The 1,793-nt window shown below is 59.1% G+C and carries 4 protein-coding genes; all 4 read left to right on the top strand.

From position 1 onward, the window contains the following. Positions 1-204 precede the first annotated feature (204 nt). From WBB85_RS05905 to WBB85_RS05890, 4 genes are read left to right on the top strand one after another with little or no spacing between them, the layout of a single operon-like run. Positions 205-495, top strand: a complete 291-nt coding sequence (locus WBB85_RS05905; protein WP_432637705.1) for a hypothetical protein — start codon at positions 205-207, stop codon at positions 493-495. Continuing rightward, positions 483-899 (top strand): hypothetical protein, encoded by a 417-nt coding sequence (locus tag WBB85_RS05900; RefSeq protein WP_432637704.1) that lies wholly within the window; start codon positions 483-485, stop codon positions 897-899. The genes WBB85_RS05905 and WBB85_RS05900 overlap by 13 nt, the downstream gene beginning before the upstream one ends. Next, positions 896-1,063 carry a hypothetical protein gene (locus WBB85_RS05895; RefSeq protein ID WP_432637703.1) on the top strand — a complete coding sequence of 56 codons (168 nt, stop codon included), beginning with the start codon at positions 896-898 and terminating at the stop codon, positions 1,061-1,063. Before WBB85_RS05900 ends, WBB85_RS05895 begins: the two co-directional genes overlap by 4 nt. Next, complete coding sequence (locus tag WBB85_RS05890) at positions 1,060-1,557, top strand: hypothetical protein (RefSeq protein WP_432637702.1); 498 nt, start codon at positions 1,060-1,062, stop codon at positions 1,555-1,557. Before WBB85_RS05895 ends, WBB85_RS05890 begins: the two co-directional genes overlap by 4 nt. Positions 1,558-1,793: the final 236 nt, after the last annotated feature.

The raw sequence follows: 1,793 nt of genomic DNA, 5'->3' as shown, positions 1-1,793 counted from the left end.
CTCTGCGACGTCCGTCTGCGTAAGGCCTGCCTCCAACCTCGCCTGTTTAAGTGCCGCCATAAGGGCAACATGCCCCGCGCTTCGCAAGGTTCTTCCCATGCTCTGAACTCCGAATAAATCCGGAATTCGAATAATCCCGCTTGAGGATTATCCCATTTTAGGTTATTGCTTTGGCACTTTCACACCAAAGTGCCGAGCTGCCCCATGACCCAATGCCCCCACTGGGTGACCGACCTTCACGAGGATGCCCGTGTTTGCGCATCCTGTGGCGCGACCAAAGGGTTCAGCGGGCCGGGCGTTTCCCTCCGCGAGATATACATACGCGCAGCCCTTCCAACCATCGTCGGCGTGTTTCCCTTGTTGTTCGCACTTGGGCGGCTCGTTCAGGGCGACATGATCGGCTTCGTCATACTGACCGTCCTCGCGATGATCCCGCTTGGGGTCGCGGGCTGGATTTATTCAGCTTCAAAACAGGAGGAAAAATGGTGGCGGTAATGTTGGACGATCCCGAAGGGGTAGAGCGGCGGCTGCGGGCCTTGGTCCAGCCGATCCTGAAACCCTACTGGATGGTGTGCGACTATGATCCGCAAACCATCGAAGATCACGAACGCACGGCCGAGATGCTCGATCTGCTAATCGACATTCTGGAGGACAGCGGCATTGGCGTGCAACGCAAGCTGGTTCCAGCGGAAGAGGTGGTCGAATGGTCGAGCGAACGCAAGCTGGTGGCACCGGCGAATGAGTCTGGTTTTCGGCTGGCCGTGAACCCTGAAGGCGGGATCAACATCCGGATCAAGTTCGAGGACAAGACCTTTGTTGAACATGGCCTGACGCCCGAGGCGATCGCGACCCTGATCAACAGCTTCTGCAACCTGCGACTGGCGAGTCCCTACCGATGAGCGCGCAAGCGGACCTGAAACACACGTCCTTCTACATCAGCAATGAGGGCCACCAGGCGCTACGCATCGAGGCGCTGAAGCGCGGCTTGACCATGAGCCAGTTGATCGTGCGGGCGCTGGCCGATGCGGGCGTAGATATTCCGCAAGAGGATCTGAAGAAATGAAAGCTGTTCTGACAGCCGTGCTGATCGCGCTGGCATCGCCCGCAATCGCCAACGGGTGGTATTTCGAAGCCTCGCTGGAAGGTGGGGCGGAGTTCTGGACCTTCACCAACGCAACCGGCGATGTCAGCCCGCGCCGTGTGCGCGGCGATGAAATCTGGATCACCCGCTCGGACGAGGAGATCAGCTTCGGACCGAACGGCTCCTGCGACTTCAACAATTGCAGCGTGTCTGTGACACTCGGCGGGCAAGCCCCGGCGTCGGGCGATCGGGTCCAGATCGCGTTCTCCAACGGCGAGGCGCTGGATTTCGCGGCGCGTGGCGGTGAGATGCTGTTCGATAACTACGCGACCGCAGGCATGGGCGCGACCAATCGCTTCGTGCAGAACATCCGCGCTGCGGAATGGGTCGAGATCAGCTTTGGCGGGCGATCGCACAGGTTCAGCCTCGCAGGATCAAGTAAGGCACTGAACGCGATCCAGCCCTATCTGCGATGATTTTGGTGCATTAGGGCGCTAGTGCCAACGCACTAATGCACCAAAAGGAGACCAAGCATGTCAGAAAAGACAACCTACTTCGGCCTGCCAGTTGTGCGCAGCAAATACGTGCGCGATGCGGACATCAAGGCGCTGCCCTTCTATGATTTCTGGTCGGACAGCGCCCGTGGTATCGGCTGCGTTGGCGATCCTGAGACCGGCGAAATGCTGATCCCCCTGCGAGACTGGGAGAAGTT

It is taken from the genome of Albidovulum sp., from assembly GCF_049646345.1.
In the GTDB taxonomy this organism is placed as follows: Bacteria; Pseudomonadota; Alphaproteobacteria; order Rhodobacterales; family Rhodobacteraceae; genus Albidovulum.
This window is presented reverse-complemented; position numbering and strand designations above follow the sequence as displayed.